The 24052-nt window shown below is 59.7% G+C and carries 22 protein-coding genes, 1 tRNA gene and 1 riboswitch; of the genes, 15 read left to right on the forward strand and 8 right to left on the reverse strand.

The features are described 5' to 3' along the window. Positions 1–109: 109 nt before the first annotated feature. Together ACFPTO_RS07945 and ACFPTO_RS07950 are read left to right on the forward strand one after the other, a co-directional pair. Entirely contained in the window at positions 110–496 is a 387-nt protein-coding gene (locus ACFPTO_RS07945) for a phage holin family protein (protein ID WP_377710644.1), read from the forward strand. Between the two features lie 43 nt (positions 497–539). After that, a complete protein-coding gene (locus ACFPTO_RS07950; RefSeq protein WP_377710646.1) occupies positions 540–1004 on the forward strand; it encodes a DUF3318 domain-containing protein in 465 nt (154 codons plus the stop codon). 20 nt (positions 1005–1024) lie between these two features. On the opposite strand, the gene ACFPTO_RS07955 is transcribed toward ACFPTO_RS07950, so the two are convergent. The 7 genes from ACFPTO_RS07955 to glyA form a co-directional block, all read right to left on the reverse strand. Next, positions 1025–1447, reverse strand: a complete 423-nt coding sequence (locus ACFPTO_RS07955; protein WP_377710648.1) for a type IV pilin protein — start codon at positions 1445–1447, stop codon at positions 1025–1027. A gap of 26 nt (positions 1448–1473) precedes the next feature. Continuing rightward, positions 1474–2004, reverse strand: coding sequence for a pilus assembly PilX family protein (locus tag ACFPTO_RS07960; RefSeq protein WP_377710650.1), 531 nt, complete (start codon positions 2002–2004; stop codon positions 1474–1476). Continuing rightward, on the reverse strand, positions 2004–2798 hold the full coding sequence (locus ACFPTO_RS07965) for a PilW family protein (protein WP_377710652.1): 795 nt from the start codon (positions 2796–2798) through the stop codon (positions 2004–2006). The genes ACFPTO_RS07960 and ACFPTO_RS07965 overlap by 1 nt, the downstream gene beginning before the upstream one ends. Then, positions 2795–3151 (reverse strand): hypothetical protein, encoded by a 357-nt coding sequence (locus ACFPTO_RS07970; protein WP_377710654.1) that lies wholly within the window; start codon positions 3149–3151, stop codon positions 2795–2797. The genes ACFPTO_RS07965 and ACFPTO_RS07970 overlap by 4 nt, the downstream gene beginning before the upstream one ends. 68 nt (positions 3152–3219) lie before the next feature. Next, a complete protein-coding gene (locus tag ACFPTO_RS07975; protein ID WP_377710656.1) occupies positions 3220–3756 on the reverse strand; it encodes a GspH/FimT family pseudopilin in 537 nt (178 codons plus the stop codon). A gap of 159 nt (positions 3757–3915) precedes the next feature. After that, complete coding sequence (gene nrdR / locus ACFPTO_RS07980; RefSeq protein WP_377710658.1) at positions 3916–4398, reverse strand: transcriptional regulator NrdR; 483 nt, start codon at positions 4396–4398, stop codon at positions 3916–3918. Between the two features lie 18 nt (positions 4399–4416). Next, complete coding sequence (gene glyA, locus ACFPTO_RS07985) at positions 4417–5664, reverse strand: serine hydroxymethyltransferase (protein WP_377710660.1); 1248 nt, start codon at positions 5662–5664, stop codon at positions 4417–4419. Positions 5665–5833: 169 nt separating this feature from the next. Then, positions 5834–6010: riboswitch (ZMP/ZTP riboswitch) on the reverse strand. 178 nt (positions 6011–6188) lie between these two features. Between glyA and ydfG the strand changes: the two genes are divergently transcribed. The 13 genes from ydfG to ACFPTO_RS08050 all read left to right on the forward strand — a co-directional run bounded on the left by ydfG (position 6189) and on the right by ACFPTO_RS08050 (position 21418). Continuing rightward, positions 6189–6935 (forward strand): bifunctional NADP-dependent 3-hydroxy acid dehydrogenase/3-hydroxypropionate dehydrogenase YdfG, encoded by a 747-nt coding sequence (ydfG, locus tag ACFPTO_RS07990; RefSeq protein ID WP_377710662.1) that lies wholly within the window; start codon positions 6189–6191, stop codon positions 6933–6935. Between the two features lie 90 nt (positions 6936–7025). Next, complete coding sequence (ybgC, locus tag ACFPTO_RS07995; RefSeq protein WP_377710708.1) at positions 7026–7520, forward strand: tol-pal system-associated acyl-CoA thioesterase; 495 nt, start codon at positions 7026–7028, stop codon at positions 7518–7520. A gap of 154 nt (positions 7521–7674) precedes the next feature. Continuing rightward, the gene (gene tolQ, locus ACFPTO_RS08000; RefSeq protein WP_293036621.1) at positions 7675–8352 is read left to right on the forward strand and encodes a protein TolQ; all 678 of its coding nucleotides are present in this window, start codon (positions 7675–7677) and stop codon (positions 8350–8352) included. A 16-nt stretch (positions 8353–8368) separates the two neighbouring features. After that, positions 8369–8815, forward strand: coding sequence for a protein TolR (tolR, locus tag ACFPTO_RS08005; RefSeq protein WP_377710664.1), 447 nt, complete (start codon positions 8369–8371; stop codon positions 8813–8815). After that, on the forward strand, positions 8812–9846 hold the full coding sequence (gene tolA / locus ACFPTO_RS08010) for a cell envelope integrity protein TolA (RefSeq protein ID WP_377710666.1): 1035 nt from the start codon (positions 8812–8814) through the stop codon (positions 9844–9846). The genes tolR and tolA overlap by 4 nt, the downstream gene beginning before the upstream one ends. Before the next feature lie 124 nt (positions 9847–9970). Beyond that, positions 9971–11263, forward strand: a complete 1293-nt coding sequence (gene tolB / locus ACFPTO_RS08015; protein WP_377710668.1) for a Tol-Pal system beta propeller repeat protein TolB — start codon at positions 9971–9973, stop codon at positions 11261–11263. Positions 11264–11281: 18 nt separating this feature from the next. After that, positions 11282–11785, forward strand: a complete 504-nt coding sequence (pal, locus tag ACFPTO_RS08020) for a peptidoglycan-associated lipoprotein Pal (RefSeq protein ID WP_377710670.1) — start codon at positions 11282–11284, stop codon at positions 11783–11785. A 24-nt stretch (positions 11786–11809) separates the two neighbouring features. Then, positions 11810–12559 carry a tol-pal system protein YbgF gene (gene ybgF / locus ACFPTO_RS08025; protein WP_377710672.1) on the forward strand — a complete coding sequence of 250 codons (750 nt, stop codon included), beginning with the start codon at positions 11810–11812 and terminating at the stop codon, positions 12557–12559. Between the two features lie 164 nt (positions 12560–12723). After that, a tRNA-Lys gene (locus ACFPTO_RS08030) sits at positions 12724–12799 on the forward strand. 665 nt (positions 12800–13464) lie between these two features. After that, positions 13465–16302 (forward strand): SNF2-related protein, encoded by a 2838-nt coding sequence (locus tag ACFPTO_RS08035; RefSeq protein WP_377710674.1) that lies wholly within the window; start codon positions 13465–13467, stop codon positions 16300–16302. Then, the gene (locus ACFPTO_RS08040; RefSeq protein WP_377710676.1) at positions 16299–17957 is read left to right on the forward strand and encodes a site-specific DNA-methyltransferase; all 1659 of its coding nucleotides are present in this window, start codon (positions 16299–16301) and stop codon (positions 17955–17957) included. The genes ACFPTO_RS08035 and ACFPTO_RS08040 overlap by 4 nt, the downstream gene beginning before the upstream one ends. A gap of 8 nt (positions 17958–17965) precedes the next feature. Continuing rightward, positions 17966–20686 (forward strand): DEAD/DEAH box helicase family protein, encoded by a 2721-nt coding sequence (locus ACFPTO_RS08045; RefSeq protein WP_377710678.1) that lies wholly within the window; start codon positions 17966–17968, stop codon positions 20684–20686. 258 nt (positions 20687–20944) lie between these two features. Beyond that, positions 20945–21418, forward strand: coding sequence for a hypothetical protein (locus tag ACFPTO_RS08050; protein ID WP_377710680.1), 474 nt, complete (start codon positions 20945–20947; stop codon positions 21416–21418). A gap of 32 nt (positions 21419–21450) precedes the next feature. Here ACFPTO_RS08050 and ACFPTO_RS08055 read toward each other — a convergent pair whose 3' ends face one another. Next, positions 21451–23496 carry an ATP-binding protein gene (locus ACFPTO_RS08055; RefSeq protein ID WP_377710682.1) on the reverse strand — a complete coding sequence of 682 codons (2046 nt, stop codon included), beginning with the start codon at positions 23494–23496 and terminating at the stop codon, positions 21451–21453. Between the last annotated feature and the right edge of the window lie 556 nt (positions 23497–24052).

Below are 24052 nucleotides of genomic sequence, written 5' to 3' on the forward strand. Positions count from 1 at the left end.
AACGGCGCGGGCACACCGTGCGGTCTCGCTGCGCCCGCTGCTCCTGCAACGGGCGCGCCGCGACGGCCCGCATCTTCTCGTGCATCAGCATGCACCACCCGCTCTCGCCATGACGACAGACACCCAATCGCCACGACATGATCATGGACCGCTGCGCCGCCTGCTCGGCTCCGCGTTCGCGATGCTGCAGACCAGGCTGGAGCTGATCGGTATCGAGCTGTCCGAAGAGAAGGACCGCCTGATGGCCGTGCTGTTCCTCGGCGTGGCCGCGATGATGCTCGCCGCGATGGCGCTCATGGCGCTTACCGCGCTGATCGCGATTGCGTTCTGGGACACCTGGCGCCTGCAGGCGCTCGCCGGTATCACGATCGTCTACGCGCTCGCCGCGCTGTTCTGCGCCATGAAGGCGCGCAGCAGCCTGCGCAATGCTCCGATGGTGTTCCAGGCGACCCTCGACGAGTTCGAGAAGGATCGCGAAATCCTTCGCAAGCACTAGCCGGGGAATCTTTAGCCGCCCAGCCAACCGCCCAATCGACACTATGAGCCGACCCAGACCGGATACCGCCTTTCGCCCCGCCCGCCCGCGTTCGCGCGATCTGTCGACGCCGCAACTGCGTGCGCTGCGCAAGGAGTTGCTGATCGTGCGTGCGAGCGTCGAGCGCGCCGAGATCGCCGGGGCCATTGGCGAGCTGCGCGACAGCGTCGCGCGTTTTAGCTGGCTGCGTTTTCTCGTTCCGGGCGCCGACCGCTCGTACGGCCGCGGCCTGGGCGCGGGACTCGGCAACCTGCTCAAGCAATATCCCCTGCTGAGTTCGCTCGTCTCGCTCATCCTCGCCAAGCCGCTGCGCAGCGGCGTCGTCTCGGCGCTGCGCCCCGTGATCAAGTGGGGCGGCCTCGCATTCACCGCGTGGGAAGCCTGGCGCCTGTTTCAGCAGGCCCGGCAGCAAGGCGACCAGGCCGCGGGCAGCGCATCGTCCGGGACGACGGACGATGCGGGCTACTGAAGCGCCCTCCTCCCTGCGAATCAGCGGCCGCGCCAGCATTCCCCGGTTCCGGGCGCAGCCGCGCCGGTCGTCTCATTGCCCCGTGTACCCGTAGCGTCGAGCGTGAAGGTCCCGCAAGCGTCGTCGAGCATTGGACCGGACGCCACCGGCGAAGCCGCGATCACGTACCCGCCATTCGATTCGTCGCCAGGCAGTAGCGTGAGCCGATAGACGGCCACACCCGTCGGCGGAACTCGATCCATGCCCGCCGGCAGTGCGGTTCTCGTGGGCGTCTGCAGGTCCACGAACTGCGCCGCTCGATAGAGCGCCGTCATGGCGTCGATGCGGTGGGCGCGCGCGATCTGGCTATGCCAGGCCGGCAAGGCAAACGACGCGACGATCGCCATCGCGGCAAGCGCCATCGCGAGTTCCAGTAACGTGAACGCCTTGCGCCTGATCCTCATCGCTTCCTCTTGCACACGGGTGGATGTCAGAACGGACGCGCGACGACGCGCCGCCAGTGACGTTCAACACGTGTCCCCTCGAATACGATCTGAGCCTGCAGCCAGCTCTGCGTGTCATCGTCCACGCCGAAGCCGCGTGCCGTGACGACGAACGCACGCGCCGCCGGACGACTGTCGATCCGCCAGGCTTCGACGAGACACTGTGGCGACCGGGCCGAACCAGGCCACGTGACAACGGGCACCACCGCCTGTGCTTCAAACGTGCCTTTGTGCCGCCAGCCGGCAGGCTCGCCGGGCTGCACCGGCGCCGATGGTGCGAACATCGAACCGTTCACGAGTGCGCGCGTGCACAGCGACAGCGCACCGTCTGCGGCATGGAAGGCCTGAAGGTGATCGGCCATGAGACGCGCGTTGCGGGCTTCGAGCAGCGACGCCTCGAACCACGCCGCCGATGTGACGAGCATCATCGACGCGATCACCAGCACGACCGGCAGCGCTACACCGCGAGGCGCGGCGTATCGGCCACGGCGATAAACGCGATAGCGGCTTGTGCTCATCACGAAGAGCCTTGCTGGTTTCGCAGTGCGATATGCCGCCAGAAAATCTGGCGGGCACGACCATCGGTTGCGATCTTCGAGGCACCGTCACAGTCGACATAGCTCGCCTTGCGAGGAAATGGCGCACCACGCACCTGGACGCACAGATCCACGGCAATCACCGACAACCACTGCTCACGCGCAAGCGCCGACGCACTCACGGGCCGCGTGGCATCATGCAGCCAGTAACGCAAGTGCAAAGCTTCGACGCCCTCGACGAGCGGCTGTGCTGCCCCGGCTTTTCCCGAGCCTTCGCAGTACAGTTCCGGCTCGCCGGTGGAACTGCTTGCCTTCGCGTGATAGCGGTTGACCACCGTGACACCCGCCGCGCCGACCGCCTGCCCGAGGCAGTCGGTCACCTGGCCACTCGACGACGGCCAGGTCGATACCGTGTCGCCCGCATAACGTACGGCGATGCCATCGGATCCATTTGCCAGCGACGCGCAGGTGAGATTGTCTTGCGCACCGATCGGACGGCCCGCTGCGCAGCCGAACACCGCAGGCCCGGCGAGACTTCGCGGCGCATCGGCCGAGGCGAAACCAGCGAGCTGGATCTGCTCGCCGACAAGCGTCAGCGCATTCATACCGGCTTCGTGAATGCGCGCGGTGTCGGTGGCGAGAATAAACGCCTGATGCTGCGCGCGATACGCGGCGACAGCGCCCGCCACGATGACCAGGCCGAGCGCCACTGCGATGGTCAATTCCAGCAGCGTGTGGCCGGTGCCGCCGATCAGTCGGACGTGGCGGCGCTTCATCGTGCAAACGTGAGGGCAACGCAATCGCGCCCGGAAGCGACGCTCGCACCATTGCAGTTCGATGGCGGCACGACGGCACCCGACGCGAATGCGTAGCCGGTAAATGCCCACGTCACCATTGCAATCGACGCCTCGGCGCTTTGGTTCGGGATTGCAGCGAGGCCGTCCGGCACGATCGTCCGGGCGCGCGCTCTCCAGGCGTCGACGGCTGCACCACCCGTAACCGTCGAGGACTCCGTGATCGCATCGGCGGCAAACGCGGCACGCTCGCGCACCGCCGCGGACTGCGCGTGGCGAGCGAGCGCAAGCTGCGTGCTCATCAGACCGAGCGCACACATTGCCATGACGCCCATGGCGAGCGCCACTTCGAGCAGTGTCGCGCCGCGAGCGTGGCCACGAGCGCGACAGAATCCGGGCGACCTCACGACGCCACCCCGCACGCACCGTCACTGATACGCGCCCGGCCGCCCGCAGCGATGCGGATGCAGCGGCGCCACGCTGCCCCACGGGTGGCGGCTGTCTGTGTACGCGGGGCGAGTTCGAACGTGCGCATCACGCCGATCGCCTGGCCAGCGGGCGGCGTAAAAACGATGGCGGTCAACGGCGAAGCCACGCCAACGTCTTCGAGTGCGGGCTGCACGCGCAAAAGCTTGGGTACACCCGAGACTTCGGCCATGACAGCCCACCCGCACGACCAGTCAGCTGCGCCTGACGGACAACTCTTGCCGGGGGCGAGGCAATTGCGGGACGTGTCGAGGCGGCAAACGGTGACGCGCCCCTTCCGGCGAATTGCCTCGTTACGCGCATAGGCGAGCGTTCCAAGCAGGGCCCCGGCGCGTGCGTTCACCTCGTCCCGCACGCGCCACGCGACGAACACCGGCGTCGCGGCCGTGGCGCAAATGGCCAGCAGGACCACGACAACCATGCTCTCGACGAGCGAGAAGCCTTCGCATTTCATCTGCAATCCTTATCGTGAAGGGAGTGCAGCAAATCTACCGGCGAAGGACAACGGGAACAATTAGCCGAACGGCCAGGTGGTGCGCGGCGCGCCTGCCCGCGACAATGCAAGCGTCACGGACAGCGGCAGCGAAGGGGGAACAGAAAGATGCAGACTGGCTCAGCGTTTGCGCGGCGGCGTGCCTGCGCTGCCGGAACGGCGGAATTCCTCGATCACGTCTTCGAATTCGGAGACGTCCTCGAAACGCCGGTAGACGGAGGCGAAACGTACGAACGCAACCTTGTCGAGTTCGCGCAGCTCGGTCATCACGAGTTCGCCGAGGCGCTCGCTGCGCACCTCGCGCTCACCGCTGCCGAGCAGTTGGTATTCGATGCGCGCGACCGCCGCGTCGATGGCGTCAGCCGCAACCGGACGCTTGCGCAGCGCCAGTTGCATGCTGGCCGCAATCTTGCGGCGGTCGAATTCCGTGCGGCTGCCATCCTTCTTCACGACGGCCGGCATCGCCAGCTCGACCCGCTCATACGTCGTGAAACGCTTGTCGCAGGCGGGACAGCGACGGCGGCGCCGGATCGCGGCGCCGTCTTCGGACACGCGGGAATCCACTACCTGCGTGTCTTCGTGCCGGCAAAAGGGGCAGCGCATAATCGGTCAACCGCCAGATCAGCGATAGACGGGGAAGCGCTTCGTCAGCTCCGCCACCTGGGTGCGCACGCGCTCGATCGTTGCGGCGTCTTCCGGATTATCGAGTACGTCGGCGATCAGGTTGCCCACCTGCTCGGCTTCCTTCACGCCGAAGCCGCGCGTCGTCATGGCGGGCGAACCGAGACGGACGCCGCTCGTGACGAACGGCTTTTCCGGATCGTTCGGAATCGCGTTCTTGTTGACCGTGATATGCGCGGCGCCCAGCGCGGCTTCCGCCGCCTTGCCCGTGATCTTCTTCGCGCGCAGGTCGACCAGCATCACGTGGCTTTCCGTGCGGCCCGAGACGATACGCAGACCGCGATTGACCAGCGTTTGAGCCAGCACGCGCGCGTTATCGACCACTTGCTGCTGGTAGGTCTTGAATTCCGGCGAGAGCGCTTCCTTGAACGCGACCGCCTTACCGGCGATCACGTGCATGAGCGGACCGCCCTGGATACCCGGGAAGATTGCCGAGTTGATCTGCTTCTCGAATTCGGCCTTCATCAGGATCACGCCGCCGCGCGGGCCGCGCAGGCTCTTGTGCGTGGTCGTGGTGACGAAATCGGCGTGCGGCACCGGGTTCGGGTAGACGCCCGCGGCGACGAGGCCCGCGTAGTGCGCCATGTCGACCATGAAGTACGCGCCCACGCTCTTCGCGATCTGGGCAAAGCGTTCGAAGTCGATGCGCAGTGCGAACGCGGAAGCGCCCGCGACGATCATCTTCGGCTTGTGCTCTTGCGCGAGTTTCTCGGCCGCGTCGTAATCGATGTCTTCGGCTTCGTTCAGGCCGTAGCTCACGACGTTGAACCACTTGCCCGACATGTTGACCGGCGAACCGTGCGTGAGGTGGCCGCCGTGCGCGAGGCTCATGCCCATGATCGTGTCGCCCGGCTTGAGCATGGCGAAGAACACGCCCTGGTTCGCCTGCGAGCCCGAGTTCGGCTGGACGTTCGCAGCCTCGGCGCCGAACAGTTCCTTCACGCGGTCGATCGCGAGCTGCTCGACGACGTCGACGTATTCGCAACCGCCGTAGTAGCGCTTGCCCGGGTAGCCTTCGGCGTACTTGTTGGTGAGCTGCGAGCCCTGCGCGGCCATCACGGCCGGGCTCGTGTAGTTTTCCGATGCGATCAGCTCGATGTGCTCTTCCTGGCGGCGATTTTCGAGTTCGATCGCTTTCCAGAGTTCGGGATCGACTTTGGCGATGGTGCTTTCGGCTCTGTCAAACATACGGATTCCGTTAAGTGTGTTCAGGTTGACCGGGTTTCGCGCGAAACGCGTAGCGGGCACGCGGCGCTGCTGGCAGCGGCGCTGGCAGGGATGCCAGCCTTGACGTGGCGGGGAACACCGCACACGCGTGGCAGGACAGCCCCTCCGGCGCTAATGCATGCGCGCGGAACTCAGCTGCCCAGGCGAACGGCAAAACGGCACCCTGCGCTTCACGGTGGGTCGTTCCACCTTGAGCTCCCGTTGCTGCCCGCGCCGCGCTTGCCAATGTGCCTGCAAAAATTGCCACTAAGGCTTACGCCGCCCGCTTCGCCATTCAGGAACCCTATCGCCAGTCACGCAGGGATTAAGCGCGTTAGTTTATTGGAACGACCTGAAATAGGCAACCGCCCGCGCGCAGGCCCGTCCAGCCGGGCAGACACGGCTGGACGGGCCTGTGGCTCGGGCTTTGGCGCCTTCCTTGCCGCTGCGCGGCAATGGAAGTAGGCTTGACCCTTTCTTTGACTTCTACCAATCAGGGAGCAACCATGATTGTCTTCGTCACCGGCGCCTCCGCGGGCTTCGGCGCCGCCATCGCCCGGGCCTTCGTCAACGGTGGACACCGCGTCGTCGCAACCGCCCGGCGCAAGGACCGCCTCGACGCCCTCGCCGGCGAACTCGGCGACAACCTGCTGCCCGTCGAACTCGACGTGCGCGACCGCGCCGCTGTGGAGGCGGCCCCCGCCGCCCTGCCGCCCGAATTCGCCGCGGTGGACGTGCTCGTCAACAACGCTGGCCTCGCGCTCGGCGTCGAGCCGGCTCACAAGGCCGATCTCGACGAATGGGAAACCATGATCGAGACCAATTGCACCGGACTGGTGCAGGTCACCCACGCGTTCCTGCCCGGCATGGTCGCCCGCAACCGGGGTCACATCTTCAATCTCGGCTCGGTGGCCGGACGCTGGCCGTATCCGGGCGGCAACGTCTATGGCGCGACCAAGGCCTTCGTGCGCCAGTTCAGCCTGAATCTGCGTGCCGATCTCGCCGGCACGGCGCTGCGCGTGACCGACATCGAGCCGGGCCTGTGCGGCGGCACCGAGTTCTCGAACGTGCGCTATCGCGGCGACGACGCCAAAGCGGCCAATGTCTACAAGGACGTCCAGCCGCTCACAGCCGAAGACATCGCCGACTCGATCTACTGGATCGCCACCCGCCCCGCTCACGTGAACATCAACACGATCGAGCTGATGCCCGTCGCGCAGTCTTTCGCCGGTCTGAACATCCATCGCGGGTAATGGTCTGTAACCGGTGTGTAACCGGAGCTTACAGATTTAGCCGAATGCGTCAGGCGAACGAAAGTCAGTATGACAGCGCATTCCGGTAGAATGCGCGGCATGGAAAGATCTACCAGCCAGGCGGACGCGGTCCCGCCCGGGTCCAGGCAAGGTTTTACGTGGCCTGTCCGCGTGTATTACGAAGATACCGATGCCGGCGGCATCGTCTTCTACGCGAACTATCTGAAGTTCTTCGAACGCGCGCGGACAGAATGGCTACGCGCATGCGGCGTCGATCAGTGCCGCCTGGCCGATGAAACCGGCGCGCTCTTCGTCGTGCGGCGCACGGCGCTCGACTATCGCGCGCCTGCCCGCCTCGACGACATCGTGACAATCGTGAGCAGGATCGAAAAGCTCGGCCGCGCGTCGGTCGACTTCATGCAGGAAGCGTGGCGGGGCGAAACACTGCTCGTAACCGGGAGCATTCGCGTCGCCTGCGTCGATGGCGCCACGATGCGCCCCGCCGTCATGCCGGACCATGTGCACGACGCCTTGCGGCGCGGATCCGACAAAGACGCACCGGCCGTGTCAACGGCCGCACAGTAATTTCCGTTGATACAACGCCAGTGGACTCTCGCCGTTCAATTCAGAACCCTGCAGTGTTCAGCCGCGCCGGCGCCGGGGAATTCCGCCTGACTCCAGGAAGCCTCGTCACGGCTTGCAGCCGCTCGCCCCTTCGGGGACGCTACAACGAACTTCTATGAACCCGACACAAGATCTTTCGATCATTTCCCTCGTTCTAAATGCGAGCTTGCTGGCGCAAGCGGTGATGGGATTGCTCCTGCTGCTCTCCCTGATTTCCTGGACCTTCATTTTCCGCAAGTGGTTTGCCATTCGCCGCGCCCGCGCGCAAACCGAACGCTTCGAACGCGATTTCTGGTCCGGCGGCGACCTGCAGGCGCTCTATCAGAGCGCCGCGAACAACCGTCACACGATCGGCGCACTGGAGCGTATCTTTGAATCGGGCATGCGTGAATTCCTCAAGGCCAAGGAAAAGCGCCTGAACGATCCGGGCGCCGTGCTCGACGGCGCGCGCCGCGCGATGCGCGCCGCTTTCCAGCGTGAGATGGACGCACTCGAAGCGAACCTGTCGTTCCTCGCGTCGGTGGGCTCGGTCAGCCCGTATATCGGTCTTTTCGGTACGGTCTGGGGGATCATGAATGCGTTCCGCGGTCTCGCGAACGTGCAGCAGGCCACGCTCGCGAACGTTGCGCCCGGCATCGCCGAAGCGCTGACAGCCACCGCAATCGGCCTGTTCGCCGCGATTCCGGCCGTCGTCGCCTACAACAGCTACGCGCACGACATCGACCGCCTCGCGATCCGGTTCGAAACCTTCATCGAAGAGTTCTCGAATATCCTGCAGCGTCAGGCCCACTAATCTCAAGGAGTCGGAGATGGGAGGCTCAGTTCGTTCGAGCATGCGCGGCAGCCGCTCGCGCCGCGCGATGGCCGACATCAACGTCGTGCCGTACATCGACGTCATGCTGGTGCTGCTCGTGATCTTCATGGTCACGGCGCCGCTCGTTGCGCCGTCGATCGTCAACCTGCCGACTGTCGGCGGCGCGGCCCAACAGCAACAGACGCCGCCGGTCGTGGTCAACATTCGCGCCGACGGCAATCTGGACGTACGCTATAAGGATGATTCCGGCGCAACCCAGCAGCAGGGTATGTCGCAAGCCGACCTCAACGCGTTCGTCGCCGAGCGCGAGCAAAGCCATCCCGACCAGCCGGTCGTGATCGCCGCAGACAAGGCCGTCAAGTACGAGGCCGTCATGAATGTGATGTCCGACCTGAAAGCGCAGGGCGTCAAACGTGTCGGACTGCTCGTCAAATCGCAATGACCCGCAAGCATTCCACCCAACCGCTTCGACCGCCTCACGAACGCGGGACGGGACGGGCTTTTCTGCTCGCCGTGCTGATGCACGTGCTGCTCGGGTTCTTCCTGTATCACGGCATCCACTGGCAGAACAGCACGCCAGCGGGTGCGGAAGCCGAGTTGTGGACCGAGGTGCCGGAGACGCCGGCGCCGCGTCCGCTGCCGGCACCTGCGCCGGCGCCGGTCGCCCCGGCTCCGCCGCAGCAGACGGAAGAAGCCGACATCGCGCTTCAGCAACAGAAACGCAAGCAGCAAGAAGCCGCGCGCCTCGCACAGCTCGCCGAGCAACAGCGTCTGCAGCAGCAACAGGAAGCCGAGGCGAAGCGCCGGCAACAGCTTGCCGCGCAACAGGCGGCGCAGCTCGCCGCGCAACAGAAAGCGGCGAAGCTAAAGGAACAGCAGGCCGCGGCCGACAAACTCAAGCAGCAGCAACTGGAAGCGCAGAAGAAGCAGCAACAGCAGGAGAAGCAGCAACAGCAGGAAGCCGCGCAAAAGCAGGCGCAGCAGGAAGCTCAGAAAGAAGCGCAGAAAGAAGCGCAGAAGAAGGCTGAGGCCGAAAAAGCGGCGAAAGCCAAGGCGCAGGCAGAGGCGCAGGCGCAGGCGAAGAAGCTCGACGCCGAGCGGCGCGCGCGCATCGCGCAGATGCAGGGCAGCGCGGGTGGCGGCGAGAGCGCGGGCGGCAACGGTCTTGCGAAGAGCGGCACCGGCACCGGCTCGGGCGGCACGGCGGCTTCGCCGGGCTATGCGGACAAGGTGGCGCGCCTCGTGCGGCCGAAGATCATCTGGGCTGGCGCGACCGAGGGCCTCGAAACGGTCGTGTCGGTGCGTTGCGCGCCGACCGGCACGCTGCTCTCCGCGCGCATCACGCGCGGCAGCGGCAATGCGCAGTGGGATGCCGCCGCCTTGCGCGCGGTCCAGCAGTCGGATCCGATGCCGCTCGACACGAACGGCAAGACACCGCCGGAATTTACAATTACTTTGCGCCCGGCAGGTTGAGGGCGGACTCAGGGGAAGAGGGACTCAGGCGTGCAGCAGTGATCAGCGGAACGATTCAAGTGTTTTCTGGTCTCTTTGCTGTTGCACTATGTTACAAAATGGCTCTTTCAGGAATCATCACAGCATGAGTTTGATGACGAAGCTTGGCTTGCGAACCCTCGTCGCGTCTTGTTTGATCGCGGCTGGCAGTGCGGCGCACGCACAACTCAACGTCCTCGTGACCGGGATCGGCTCTACCCAGTTTCCGATCGCAACGGCGAATTTCGCCAACGAGGCGAACTCCCCCGAACAGGTCAGCGCGATCGTCCGCGCGGATCTGGCGCGCAGCGGCAAGTTCACCAATATCGACGCCGGCAGCACGCCCGTTGCGGAAACCGCTTCGGTCGACCTCGGCAGCTGGAAGGCGAAGGGTGCGAACGCATTCGTCTCGGGCAGCGTGAACCGGCTGGCGAATGGCCAATTCGAAGTGCGCTTCAAGCTCTACGACACCGTCAAGGGCGAAAGCCTCGGCGGCTTGGTGCTCGTGAGCCCGCCGAGCGGCTTGCGCATGAGCGCGCATAAGGTTGCGGACTACATCTATCAGAAGCTGCTTGGCGACCGGGGTGTGTTCGCCACGCGTCTGTCGTACGTCATCAAGACGGGCAACCGCTATCAACTGCAGGTTTCGGACTCCGATGGCCAGGACGCGCACATCGCGCTGTCGAGCCCCGAACCGATCATCTCGCCGGCGTGGTCGCCGGACGGGACCAAGGTTGCCTACGTTTCCTTCGAAAGGAAAAAACCGATCGTCTACGTGCATGATCTGCCGACCGGGCGCCGCGTCATCGTATCGAACCAGAAGGGCAACAATTCGGCGCCCGCCTGGTCACCGGACGGCCGCACGCTCGCGGTCGCGCTGTCGCGCACGGGCAACACGCAGATCTTCGCCGTCAACGCTGACGGCACCGGCCTGCGCCGCCTCTCGGAAGGCTCGACGATCGACACGGAACCCACCTACTCTCCCGACGGCCACTGGATTTACTTCACGAGCGATCGCGGCGGTCAACCGCAGATCTACAAGATGTCGGCCCAGGGCGAAAGCGCCGGCGCCGCGCAGCGCGTGACGTTCACCGGTAACTACAATACGAGCCCGCGGATCAGCGCGGACGGCAAGCAACTCGCGTACATTTCGCGAACAGGCGGCGGATTTAAGCTGTACATTCAAGATCTGCAGTCTGGCGTTGCAACACAGCTCACAGACACGACACATGACGAATCGCCCAGCTTCGCGGCGAACGGTCAGTACATTCTTTACGCCACACAGGTGAACGGCCGTGGCGTGCTGGCTGCTGTATCGACCGACGGTCGTACGCGGCAAATCCTGTCCGTTCAGGGCGGCATAGTACGCGAGCCGTCCTGGGGTCCCTTCATGCAATGACACTTCTGGAGAGCAAAAATGATGTCGAATAAAGTCCGCTTGACCTTGGCCGTGTTGATGATTGGCGCGCTGGCAGCGTGTAAGTCGGGCGTCAAGACCGGCGAAACGGGCGGCGCAATCAGCACGCAGCCGAATCCGAACGCCGTTGCGCAAGTGAATGTCGATGATCTGAACAACCCGAACAGCCCGCTCGCCAAGCGCAGCGTGTTCTTCGACTTCGACAGCTACGCCGTGAAGGATCAGTATCAGTCGCTGCTGCAAGCTCACTCCCAGTATCTGAAGGCGCATCCGCAACGTCACGTCCTGATCCAGGGCAACACCGACGAGCGCGGCACGAGCGAGTACAACCTGGCACTCGGCCAGCGCCGTGCTGAAGCCGTGCGTCGTGCAATGTCGCTGATGGGCGTGCAGGATTCGCAGATGGAAGCTGTGAGCCTCGGTAAGGAAAAGCCGGTCGCGCTGGGCCACGACGAAGCATCGTGGGCGCAGAACCGCCGTGCTGACCTCGTGTACCAACAGTAATCGACGTATTGGATGAAGGGGCGTATGTCGCACCGTTTCTCAGCGCTGCGGGTAGCCGCGGCAGCCTGCGTAGCCGGCTCGGCCTTCATGGCGATGCCGGCCCACGCGGGCCTCTTCGATGACGATCAGGCGCGCCAGGCGATTCTCGACCTGCGGGCGAAGACGGACAACCTGGGGAGCCAGTTGTCCGCTGCGCAACGCACGATTCTCGATCAGTCCAACCGCATTGACCAGCTGACCCAGCAGATCGCGACGCTGCGCGGACAGAACGAGGACCTGGCGAATCAGCTGTCCACTGTGCAGAAGCAACAGAAGGACTACTACACGGATCTGGATGCGCGTCTCAAGAAGTTCGAGCCGCAGCAGCAGACCGTGGATGGCGTGCAGGGCACGGTCCAGCCGGGAGAGACGGACGCGTTCAACGCCGCTTCGCAGCAGTTCCGCAGTGGCGACTTCAAGACCGCGGCTGCGTCGTTCCGCAGCTTTATCGCGAAGTACCCGCAGAGTCCTTATCAGCCGACCGCGCAATATTGGCTCGGCAATGCGCTCTACGCGCTGAAGGACTACAAGGGTTCGACGACGACGTGGCAGAACGTGGTCAAGAACTACCCGCAGCACCCGCGCGCACCCGAGGCCCTGCTTGCGATTGCGAACAATCAGATCGAGCAGGGGCAAAAGGCTGCCGCCCGGCGTACGCTCGAGCAGATCGTGTCGCAATACAGCGGGTCGGATGTCGCCCAGACGGCGCAGAGCAGGCTGTCACAGCTCAAATAAGCGTCGCTGGATGTGGGTTGCGCGACGCTCGCCGCCGCGCGCCACGCCTCTCGCTATAGGAAAGGCCCGGGACACGATGTGTCCCGGGCCTTTGTCGTTCTACTGCACGTCGCGCACGACCGTTGACATCCGTCGCCCGCCGCCGCTATAATTACGCCTCTTTTGGGTCGTTAGCTCAGCTGGTAGAGCAGCGGACTTTTAATCCGTTGGTCACAGGTTCGAATCCCGTACGGCCTACCAAAGAAATCAAAGGGTTACATGCCATCTGCATGTAACCCTTTTCTCGTTTACGGTCAAATGTAGGCACCGTGTAGGCATTTCAGGTCGGCACGAATCAATCTCAATCCATTGTGCTGCATGCGGCACCTCCCCAATTTTCCTCTCTTCGAGGAAAATTACCCGCACGCTGATGCCCACTTCTCTCGGGCAGACCCGAGCTGAACCCGATTGGACTTGCGTGCCGTGCAAGTCGGTTGTCCGCTGCACGCGTACACGGCCAAGCTCGAAAGCTGCATTCGACTGATTCAGAAACCTTCACTCTGGTCAAAGCTGGGTCTAGTCGAAGACTATTGGACTCGTCACGTTGCGCATCACCTTGTCTTCTATGAGATCAGCGATAACGAAATCTGGGGAGCCCGATACTTCTCGGGCGTATGGGCGCCCTATTCCGATTGGGCTACTGAGAACAAGATGGCCAGACCTACAACGCAATGACAAAACGTAGAATGCCAGTGTGCGCCTTCCGCATATGCCAGCAGAGATGACTGTAGCGATTTATCGCCACCCACCCTGCGGCGTGCCGTCTGCCAAATTTCAGGCAGAGCACGCCGGTAAGAGGGTTGCGGACCGAGCGGCAGCATGGGAAGAATACAATCAGCGGTGAATCAGGAAGGTCAAGCCAAAGAATGACGACAACATCTACGTTCACGCCGCACCAAAGCAGTTTTTTTGCGCATCGCATTACCTTGGAAGGTGTGGGAGACGAAGCACTAGCACAATCGCTGTCCACTGCACGAGTCGATATGAATCCGCATCAAGTAGATGCGGCGCTCTTTGCCCTGTCCTCTCCGCTGTCGAAAGGCGTAGTCCTCGCCGATGAGGTCGGGCTCGGCAAGACGATCGAGGCAAGCCTCGTCATCGCGCAGCGTTGGGCGGAACGGCGGCGCAGGATTTTGTTGATAGTGCCTGCATCGCTGCGTAAGCAATGGAGTCAGGAACTACTCGAAAAATTTTCGCTACCATCGACAATCATTGAGAGCAAAAGCTACAACGCGGCGAAGAAGAATGGGAACAACCGCCCTTTCGATGTGGTCGACACCGTTCTGATCACATCCTACGAGTTTGCCGCTACAAAATCCGAGGACATCGCGCAAGTGCGATGGGACCTGGTCATCTATGACGAAGCGCATAGGCTCCGAAATGTCTACAAACAAGGCACGGGGCTCCGTGCCAAGCGGTTGCGTGAGGCGACCGCCGATCACTTTAAGATTTTACTGACAGCGACGCCCCTGCAAAACTCGCTGATGGAACTGTACGGCTTGGTGTCCGTGATCGACGAGCATTTCTTCGGCGACGAGAACAGTTTCCGTACGTCTTATGTCAGCGGCAGCGCGTCGAGCAACGGATTCCTCTTTCTGCGCAAGCGCCTTGAATCGATCTGCAAGCGTACGCTGCGCCGCCAAGTGCAGCAAGCGGGCCTTATTAAATACACAGCACGTTGCCCGCTTACATTGTCGTTCGAACCGTCCGACAATGAGGCAAAGCTTTACGAATCCGTGTCTTCTTATCTGCAACGCCCCGGCACCATCGCATTTGGCGACAGGCCAAACGCGCTGGTCACGCTGGTCGTGCGAAAAATCCTTGGTTCGTCCACTTTTGCATTGTCGGAAACACTGGCCAAGATCGTCGCGCGCTTGCGCGAAAAAGAGCGGCCATCGATCGAAAACCTCATAGACTACGACGCGATCGATGACTCCGCCGAGGAGTTTGACGAAGACGATGCCGCCGTCAACGAAATTGATCCAGCCAAACTTGCCGCCGAGATTACAGAGCTCGAAGAATACCGCGCCCTTGCCCTTGCGATCGGGGAGAACGCCAAGGGGAGCAAACTTGTAAATTCGCTTGCCGGTGCACTGGACGAAATCGCCTCCAAGGGAGGTTTGCGGAAGGCTGTGATTTTTACAGAGTCGGTTCGGACTCAGCGCTACCTTGCCGATCTGCTGTCCGTCAGTGGCTACGGAGATGAGATCGTGCTGCTCAACGGCCAGAACAACGACCCGGCCAGCGCCGCAATATATCGCGAGTGGCTCGCCCGCCATGAAGGCTCTGACGTGGTCTCGGGGTCCAAGACCGCAGACATGAAAGCGGCGGTCGTCGAAGCTTTCCGCGACCAAAAATCCATTCTCATCGCGACGGAGTCCGGCGCTGAAGGTATCAACCTTCAATTCTGTTCATTGGTCGTCAACTTTGACTTGCCATGGAATCCTCAGCGGGTCGAGCAACGCATTGGGCGCTGTCATCGTTATGGGCAAAAGATTGACGTAACCGTGGTTAATTTCTTGAACCTAAAGAACCAAGCCGAACGACGCGTCTTCGAGTTACTCGACCAGAAATTCAGGCTGTTCGACGGTGTATTCGGCGCGAGCGACGAAGTCTTGGGCGCCATCGAGAGAGGGGTCGATATCGAACGACGCATTCTCGAAATCGTACAAAGCGCCCGCAACGAAGATGCTATCAACGCCGCATTCGACCAGCTCCAAATTGATCTTCAGGAGCAGATCAGCGAACAAGTACTCGATGCGCGCAAACGCCTGCTGGAGAACGTGGATGAGAAGGTAACGAGACAGCTCAAGACAAGAGACGGCGAAATCCGGAAACACCTTTCTCAGTTCGATCATGACCTCTTGCGAATTGCTCGGGTGGAACTTCCCACTGCGCAGTTCCATGTTGATGATGAGCGACGGTTTGATTACCGCGGCCACACCTTTACTACCGAATGGCCGATGGCAGACGAACGCGGATGGCAGTTTTTCCGACTTACCGAAGGCACCCTGGCGCAGGAGGTGATTGCCAATGCAAAGAAACGACAATTTCTGGACACAAGCCATCTTCAATTTGATCTGTCCGCCTATCCGGGGAGGCTAGCTGATGTCGAATTGCTGCGTGGTTCTCAGGGCTGGCTTCGGGCCGCAAAACTGCGTGTTAGTACGGCAGCAGTGACGCGTGAATACCTCGTCCTTTCCATCATCGCCGACGAAGGCGACGCGCCGCATGCCGAGACGATAGAACGGCTTTTTTCAGTTCCCGCGCGCGATCTAGGGAAGACCCCTGAAGTCCTGCCCCTTGCCGCCCTAGATGCCGTCGAGTCATCAAGGCGTGCAAGTCTGCTGGCGCTTGCCGAGGAACAGAACAACACATGGTTGGAAGAAGAAAGTGAAAAACTTGACGCCTATGCTGATGACCTTGAGCGCGCATTCGAAGCAGAAGTGAAGGCAATCGATAGTGAAATCAAGGCTGCAAAGAAGGCATTACGAGGATCAAATTTGGCAATGGTTGATAAGCTGACAGAGAAGCGACGCATCAGCGCGCAAGAAGCTAAGCGCGACAAGATGAAAGCAGCGTTTTTCGATCGGAAGGCGGAAATCCGCGCCGAAGTGGAGTCGATGTTGGATCAGATACAGGAAAACCTCAAAATTGCACCGACACTAACACCGTTATTCAATGTCCGGTGGGGGGTTGTATGAGCGGAAAACAACGCCTCGAACTAACCTGGATTGGCAAAAACCATGGGCCTCGCCTTGAACCTCGAATCCTGATCGAAGATCAGGCAGTGTCATATCACGCGACGCAACGCTTCACAGATAGTGATATCTTCGACAATCGCTTGATATTCGGCGACAATTTGCTAGCACTAAAAGCGCTTGAAGCAGAGTTTACCGGCAAGGTGAAGTGCATATTTATCGATCCACCCTACAACACCGGAAGTGCCTTTACGCACTACGATGACGGCGTCGAGCACTCTATTTGGCTGGGATTGATGCGTGACCGCCTCGAAATTCTGCGACGCCTGCTTTCGGATGATGGCTCTCTTTGGATCACCATAGACGACAACGAAGTTCACTACCTCAAAGTCTTGTGCGACGAGATTTTTGGGCGAGCGAACTTCGTGAGCAATGCTGTTTGGCAGAAGAAATACACGATCGCAAACGACGCCAAATGGCTTGCGGAAAATCACGACCACGTACTCGTCTATGCACTTAACAAAGATACGTGGCGGCCATACCGTTTGCCACGTAGTGAAGAAATGGATGGGCGGTATCGCAACCCTGACAATCATCCCAAAGGTCCGTGGAAAGCGACACCGCTATACGCCAAGAGGACAGGATCAGAAAAGGAGCAAGCGTTCTCGTTTACATTCAAGAATGGCGTGGTTTGGTCTCCTCCACGGGGAACGTCGCCACGCTTTCCAGCTGAATCATTGCGACAAATGGACGAAGGGGACGAAATCTGGTTTGGCAGCGACGGCTCCGCCGTGCCTTCGCGAAAGACCTTTTTGAGCGAATTGAAGGTATCAGGCACTCCAGCGCCAACAATCTGGTTGCATACAGACGCGGGCAACAATCATGAAGCCCGAGAAGAAGTCAAAGCAATAAATCCCGACGATCCTTTCGCTACGCCCAAACCTGAAAAGCTCCTGAAGCGCATCCTTGAGCTTGCAACCGTTCCAGGCGACCTCGTACTTGACTCTTTCGCCGGTTCAGGTACTACGGGTGCGGTAGCTCACAAAATGGGCCGTCGCTGGATAATGGTGGAACTTGGAGAACACATCCATACCCACATCGTCCCGCGATTAACGAAGGTGATCGACGGCGAGGATGCCGGTGGCGTAACGCTGCCGGTGGGATGGCAAGGAGGCGGAGGATTTCGCTATTACCACCTAGCGCCTTCATTGCTTCAGAAGGATAAATGGGGCAATTGGGTTATTCAATCTGACTACAACGCAACCATGCTAGCCGAGGCCGTGTGTAAGCTCATGGGCTTTACGTACGCCCCGAGCGAAAGCCAGTATTGGATACACGGCTATTCTTCTGAGCGAGATTTCATTTATGTGACGACGCAGAGCCTCACGCATGCCCAGTTGCGCGCACTTGCAGAAGAAGTCGCTGAAGGGCGAAGCTTGCTCGTTTGCTGCAAAGCGTTCAATGCACCGCAAGATTCTTTTGAAAACCTCACCGTCCGGAAGATTCCTTTGGCTGTGCTTCGGAAATGCCAATGGGGAAAGGATGACTATAGCTTGACCGTACAGAGTCTGCCGACTGCCTCGCCGAGTCGCAGCGCCGCTCAATCGTCGAAACGCGCGCCTCAAGAGCAGGTGGACTTGTTTGCAGAAAAGGAATAATTTCAATAATGAATCGCGAACTGCACAGCATCACCCAGAGATTGTCACTTCGTGCCCCCCAAGCAGATTCCCTCGAAATTCTGGCCGAGGCACTGGAAAGCCTACCGTTGAAGAATGACATCACTGACGGTCGAGCGCTTGACGCAATCCGTGAGAAGTGGTCAAAGTTTGAGGATTTCGAAAGAGAATTCCCGTCATTGTGTTTCGCTCTTGCGACGGGGGTCGGCAAGACTCGGCTGATGGGCGCGTTCATAGCCTATCTTTACCTGACCGGGAAGAGCAGGCATTTTTTCGTCCTCGCGCCGAACACCACCATCTATCAGAAACTGATTAACGACTTCACACCAGGCCACCCTAAATACGTGTTCAAAGGGATTGCAGAATTCGCGACTAATCCGCCCCTCGTCATCACCGGCGATAACTACGACAGTGGCAGAGGTGTGCGCCTCGCTGATGGTCGCGCGTCTGACCTGTTCGGCAGCGATGTACATATCAACATTTTTAACATTGACAAGATCAACAAAGAAGAGGGGCCGCGTGGCAGCCCCAAGATGAAGAAGCTGCAGGAGACCATCGGCGAAAGCTACTATGACTATCTCGCCGGGCTCGACGACCTAGTCCTAGTCATGGACGAAGCACACCGCTATCGGGCAAGTGCGGGTGCAAAGGCGATCGACGGGTTGAGGCCAATTCTTGGGCTTGAGTTGACCGCAACGCCTAAGACCGTCGGCGCACGTTCCGCGCCATTCCGTAACGTTATCTATAGTTATAGCCTGGGACAGGCAATGGCGGACGGCTTCGTCAAGGAGCCAGCCGTCGCGACGCGCAAGGATTTCGATCCGAAGTCTGTTTCCGAGGACCGTCTCGAACAGATCAAGCTTGAAGACGCCGTGCATAATCATGATCACGTCGCCGTCGAGCTTGATCGGTATCACCGAGTTACGGAACGGCCCAAAGTCCATCCGTTTATCCTCGTCGTCGCTCAGGATACAGATCATGCCCGACGCTTGCGCACCTATATCGAATCAGACGATTTTTTTCACGGTCGATTCAAAGACAAGGTCGCCGAAGTGCATTCGGCTTTGCGTGGTGAGGAAAGCGAAGACGCAACGCAGCGGCTGGTGGCGCTAGAGCAGGACGATCGCACCGACATCGTTATTCACGTCAATAAACTTAAAGAGGGTTGGGACGTCACCAACCTGTACACAATCGTGCCGCTTAGAGCATCTGCCTCCGATATTCTCACGGAACAGACTCTCGGACGCGGCCTGCGCCTCCCCTACGGAGAACGGGTAACACGCCGTGACGAAGAAGATTTTGCGGCTGTAGACCGGCTGACGGTTATCGCGCACGACCGCTTCGACGAGATTATTCAGAAAGCGAGAGAGCCGGGCTCGATCGTCATGAAGCACATTGAAATTGGCGCTGGATGCGATGTGTCATCCGGCGGAGCGACGCTTGTGACCGCACCGTCAATCGCAGAGATCATGATCACCGGCGGAAGTCCTTCACTCCCCGGCCTTGAAAAATCGGATGCACCAGTTCTCACGCTTGAAACGCCCGAGGAAACCCGGACCGCCGAGGTAACCCTCGAAGTCATTCGGCGCTTTGAACGGAAACTAGGCAATGCCGGGGAACTGCGGTCACCTGACGTTCAGCGTCAGATTGCCGAAGCGGTGCAGGAAATCGTACGGCCAGCGCAGAGCACACTGGAGGGGATCGTTCCTGCAACTCGTGTCGAAGAGATCGTTGAGGCGGTCACCCAGACTGTGGCCGCGCGAACGCTTTCCATCCCACAGATTTTGGTGCTCCCGAAGCGGCGAACCACGTTCCAGTTCGCGGATTTTGACCTAGATGACCTCTCGACCATTAATGTCCGGCCAATCGATGACGGTTTGATCATCCAAAGCTTGCGGACAGAGGTCAGAACCTATCTTGCAAAGACGGTTGACGATCCCCGCGAGGAGCGTCTTGAAGATTATCTCGTCCGTTTCCTGATCGAGCGCAACGAGATCGATTATGACGCCCATGCCGATCTTCTATACAAGCTCGCGGGGCAAGTCATCGCGCGCATCGGTTCGTATCTCGAAATCAGGGCAGACATTGAGAATGTTCTGCTGCGGAATGGTCGGCAGCTCGCCGAATTGATCTTCGCCCAGATGATGCAGAACTACGTCGAAACGCCGCTTGACGACGATGACTACGAGGTTCGAGTAACGCGCGGATTCACCCTGCTTCAACCACAACCATTCAACATTGTTCCGGGCCAGCGAGTACGCGATTTTCGCCAGCAGGTATCGCCAGTGTCGGACACAAAGCGTCAGGTCTTCGGCGGTTTCAAGAGATGCTGTTACTCGCTACAGAAGTTTGATTCCGACCCTGAGCGCCGTTTCGCTGTTCTCATTGACGCCGATCCGATCGTCGAGAAATGGTTGAAACCGGGGCGCGCTCAGTTTCAAATCGAATATCGCGCGGGCGACAACTATGAACCCGACTTTGTCATCGAGACGCGTGACGCTGTAACGATTTGCGAAGTCAAAAGCAAGACCGAGCTGGCTGATCCTATCGTTCAGGCGAAAGCGAAGGCTGCGACGAAATGGTGTAGAGCAGCAACGCAACATGCGGCGGAGTCCGGTGGCAAACCCTGGTCGTACGCGCTCATCGGTGACGATCAGATCATCGGCAGCGCCACGCTCACTGGTTTGATGGCACGCTTCACACACGCCTGATTGAGGCAAACCGCTCCTGAGCACGAGGCAGTCAATTCCTTCGTGCTTTTTGTCCCTATGCCGCCGCGCGCTTATCAAACTCGCCAATCGATCATGAGCTTTAGTCCTCTCCCAACCTGTAGCGTCGCCCTCTTCGCCAAAGGAATGTGGAGGCTGGATGCCTTGGCCCCTATGAGCGGTAAGCGTGACAAGCCAGCCTCTTGAAACTGGAAACACCGGCTCCATATTTCAGTCACCACATTTTACGGGGAGGCAAGAATGGCGGCGATCAAAAAAGTTAAGCAGGACATCCTGGACTATTTCGCAAAGAACAACGCTGGGGTTGGCCATAGCTTCAATGCACGGGGCTTTGGTTTTACTGTGATGTTGAGCTACACCCAGAGCGAAAAAGAGGTGGTGTTGTCAGCCATGGAGGAGTTGGCGTCGGAAGAGCTGGTCGAAGAGCGCAACGGATCACATTTCCTGACCCAAGCTGGCTACGACCGAATCTATGGCACGGGGTTCGAGCACGTACAGCGAGACATTCTGGACTTTTTTGCGAAGAACGGAGCACGCGTTAGTGACAGCTTTAACGCACGAGCGTTCATGCATACCACCATGCTGCACTACACCCCCGAGGAACGACACGCGGTCGTGCCGGCGATGCAAGAACTCGTAGGAGCTGGCTTAGTCGAGGAACGCAACGGATCGCACTTTCTCACTCAAGCCGGCTTCGATCACATCTACGAATAACCTCCTTAGGGAAATCCAAAACGTAGCAACCGTTAGTTCGTCGGCAACCCCAGTTTGTCGAAAAACGCGCGGTTGCGTTCTCTCGCTGCGTTGAGCAGGCGGTCAAACGAAATGACTTCTATGTAAGCCTTGAAGTTATCGTTGTATCCGAAATAGCCTTGGTGGTCACTTGTGACCCGAAGCCCCAACATCTTGCAACGTCGCTCGACCGACTGCGTGAGATCGCATATCGCGTAGCAGAATCCAGGAATCTCGTCCGACGCAGGAATGGGCCGACCGCTTGCTGTGGTCGCTTTACCGGTACGAATACGTTCAAGGTAGCCCAGCGCCTGTTCAACTGGATCCTTTTCTTCACCAGCGGTTGCATCGTTGCGCATCGGACGCTTAATCTCGACGATGACAATCGAGGCAAGCGGCAACCTGTTGCCGTCGGACACCAGTATTGGCTCGTCAAACACATTCAGCAAACAAAGGTCCGGCTCTTTCGCCGAGGTGGAACCCGTGATCGGCATGGACGACAACGGCTTGTCCGACGCGAGGAAATCGTGAAATGCCAACCTCTCGTCAATTAGCCACAGGTTGCAACTGTCTAGCCGCACTTCGTTTGACGTCTTCCTCATCGGCATGATGAGTTCGTGAATCAGTTCTTCCTTTGAATACTTCCCATCCGCTCCGCGTTCGATGGCCTTCTCAAGAATGTCCAGGATCACCTTTCTATGGAACACGTAGTTCGCTAGATCCGACTTCTTGATGTCATCAGCCTTTTCGAGATATGCCGTAAGCCTTGCGAAGTAGTCAGCGGCCGATTCATCCTTGCTGAAGTTCATCATTGCATGGCCTTCAGCGAGCAGACTCCCTTCAATCTCCGACAGTTGCTTGTGAAGGAGAAGATCGAGGTCTTTATCCGAGATCTCCGGATCAACGGTGAGCTTGTCTGCTGCGATCCGGCCGAGAATCGGTCGATACCGAGGCGCGCGGAGCGAGACGAATTTCTCGACGCGTTCTTGCCCAGCCTTCCGACTTTCTTTCAAGTATTCGGCCAGGAAATCCTGCGACGAGGTGAGCACCACGCCACGAATGTCCGCGAGGCTAACCTCGGTGTCCGAGAAGAGATCGTCGCTGATTTCCTCGATGTCAAAGCCAATGCGCTCCGGACGGACGTTCTGATCGAGAAATGGCGAAGTCACATAGCAAGCATAGACGAAATCACCCGCATCGTCTTTGATACGACCATGAAGGCCGGGGATCTTCCCCACAATGCTTTCTTCCTCAACGACTCGACCGGCTGCACACCAGGCGATAAACGGTTGCTTCTGCGACGTCGCCTTGAGTTTCAGGTGCGTAAGCTCAAACGGCTGCTCCTTCACCGTGACGGTTTGCCGCTTCGCTGAGGAATACATGCATTCTTCGTAGACGTCATCAAGGTCGATCGTTTCGTCGTCGTCCTTAACCTTGATCTTCGGGGCTCCGCCGTCTCGAACGAAATACCATAGACAGTGTTCAAACAACGCGTTGGCAATGGCGCGTCCGGTTTTCGCCGATCGCTCGCGATACATCTGCTTGAATCCATCCAAATGTACCGACGTTCTGCCAACTTCTCCCTTCGGAGTACCCGAGAGAACCAGTTTATCGACGCCTTGCGTCGCAGTGAATGTGAAAGCCCGGCGCTTCAAAACATCGCCGGCATCGATATAGTCGCTCTTTACATGAACCGTCTCGAACGCCTTCAACCACAAGAGCCGCCCAACACCTCGACAACCGTCGCTGGCCTTGTAGTCAGAATCCAGCGTTTCGAACGATTCGAGGTTTCTATCGTCAAACCCGATGCCGTTGTCGATGACCCGGAAGCCGGTGATGTGTTCGAGAGGTGGCGCACCACGCTTCATCTTGCCGTTATCCAGGTTTAAAGAAGCCTGGGGTAAACGTACGATCTCGACGGTGATTTCACCATAGGGCGACTTTTTGCCGAGAGCCGCGATCCCTTGAATCGAGTTAACCACAGCTTCGAACAACGGCAACAGACCGTGACTGCGAGGCAGAGGCGTGTTGCGCAACCTACCTCTGAGATAGGTATTCATGCTCATGGTCTTTCCAAAGATGACGGGCCGTGTGCTCCATTCTATCAAGCGCGATCGCACATAGCCTATGCCTGCTTCCGCGCAAAACGATGACGCCAATGTCGGCGCCCACTTTCGGATTCAAGTAGCTTCATCGCGAGAATGCGCGCCTGAAATAACTGGTGGCGGAACTGCCGCGGAAGAAAGCGATGCTCGAGAAGATCGCTTTGGGAAACTGGTGAGCCGAGCGACGCCGACGCATGGCCGTCACGCGGCAGGAGCGTGCTGATTCGCGTCGATATGTCAAACGTGGGCATCGTGGATGCCACACCGTCTCTCGCCGACAAGACACTGGCTTGCACCAGTTAACAACAATACCCCAATCGCAGAAAATCTCGCGCATATATCACCTCGGTGAGCATCCAACCCGGAATGCCTGGGCAACGTCGTTTGCCCTGAACCCAGATGAGGCTGATCTATGAACCACTCCGTTTCCTGTCCCCGCTGCAACTCGACCCGCGTTACCACGCGGGATCACGCCCGAAAAGCCGGTGGTGCGGTTGGCGCTGCGGCCGGT

The sequence above is a fragment of the Paraburkholderia denitrificans genome (assembly GCF_042655705.1).
In the GTDB taxonomy this organism is placed as follows: Bacteria; Pseudomonadota; Gammaproteobacteria; order Burkholderiales; family Burkholderiaceae; genus Paraburkholderia; species Paraburkholderia denitrificans.

Excerpts from the sequence above, each read along its gene's own strand:
- ACFPTO_RS07945 (WP_377710644.1), top strand. The coding sequence starts at position 110 with ATGACGACAGACACCCAATCGCCACGACATGATCATGGACCGCTGCGC.
- ACFPTO_RS07950 (WP_377710646.1), top strand. The coding sequence starts at position 540 with ATGAGCCGACCCAGACCGGATACCGCCTTTCGCCCCGCCCGCCCGCGT.
- ACFPTO_RS07955 (WP_377710648.1), bottom strand. The coding sequence starts at position 1,447 with ATGAGGATCAGGCGCAAGGCGTTCACGTTACTGGAACTCGCGATGGCG.
- ACFPTO_RS07960 (WP_377710650.1), bottom strand. The coding sequence starts at position 2,004 with ATGAGCACAAGCCGCTATCGCGTTTATCGCCGTGGCCGATACGCCGCG.
- ACFPTO_RS07965 (WP_377710652.1), bottom strand. The coding sequence starts at position 2,798 with ATGAAGCGCCGCCACGTCCGACTGATCGGCGGCACCGGCCACACGCTG.
- ACFPTO_RS07970 (WP_377710654.1), bottom strand. The coding sequence starts at position 3,151 with ATGGGCGTCATGGCAATGTGTGCGCTCGGTCTGATGAGCACGCAGCTT.
- ACFPTO_RS07975 (WP_377710656.1), bottom strand. The coding sequence starts at position 3,756 with ATGAAATGCGAAGGCTTCTCGCTCGTCGAGAGCATGGTTGTCGTGGTC.
- nrdR (WP_377710658.1), bottom strand. The coding sequence starts at position 4,398 with ATGCGCTGCCCCTTTTGCCGGCACGAAGACACGCAGGTAGTGGATTCC.
- glyA (WP_377710660.1), bottom strand. The coding sequence starts at position 5,664 with ATGTTTGACAGAGCCGAAAGCACCATCGCCAAAGTCGATCCCGAACTC.
- ydfG (WP_377710662.1), top strand. The coding sequence starts at position 6,189 with ATGATTGTCTTCGTCACCGGCGCCTCCGCGGGCTTCGGCGCCGCCATC.
- ybgC (WP_377710708.1), top strand. The coding sequence starts at position 7,026 with ATGCGCGGCATGGAAAGATCTACCAGCCAGGCGGACGCGGTCCCGCCC.
- tolQ (WP_293036621.1), top strand. The coding sequence starts at position 7,675 with ATGAACCCGACACAAGATCTTTCGATCATTTCCCTCGTTCTAAATGCG.
- tolR (WP_377710664.1), top strand. The coding sequence starts at position 8,369 with ATGGGAGGCTCAGTTCGTTCGAGCATGCGCGGCAGCCGCTCGCGCCGC.
- tolA (WP_377710666.1), top strand. The coding sequence starts at position 8,812 with ATGACCCGCAAGCATTCCACCCAACCGCTTCGACCGCCTCACGAACGC.
- tolB (WP_377710668.1), top strand. The coding sequence starts at position 9,971 with ATGAGTTTGATGACGAAGCTTGGCTTGCGAACCCTCGTCGCGTCTTGT.
- pal (WP_377710670.1), top strand. The coding sequence starts at position 11,282 with ATGATGTCGAATAAAGTCCGCTTGACCTTGGCCGTGTTGATGATTGGC.
- ybgF (WP_377710672.1), top strand. The coding sequence starts at position 11,810 with ATGTCGCACCGTTTCTCAGCGCTGCGGGTAGCCGCGGCAGCCTGCGTA.
- ACFPTO_RS08035 (WP_377710674.1), top strand. The coding sequence starts at position 13,465 with ATGACGACAACATCTACGTTCACGCCGCACCAAAGCAGTTTTTTTGCG.
- ACFPTO_RS08040 (WP_377710676.1), top strand. The coding sequence starts at position 16,299 with ATGAGCGGAAAACAACGCCTCGAACTAACCTGGATTGGCAAAAACCAT.
- ACFPTO_RS08045 (WP_377710678.1), top strand. The coding sequence starts at position 17,966 with ATGAATCGCGAACTGCACAGCATCACCCAGAGATTGTCACTTCGTGCC.
- ACFPTO_RS08050 (WP_377710680.1), top strand. The coding sequence starts at position 20,945 with ATGGCGGCGATCAAAAAAGTTAAGCAGGACATCCTGGACTATTTCGCA.
- ACFPTO_RS08055 (WP_377710682.1), bottom strand. The coding sequence starts at position 23,496 with ATGAATACCTATCTCAGAGGTAGGTTGCGCAACACGCCTCTGCCTCGC.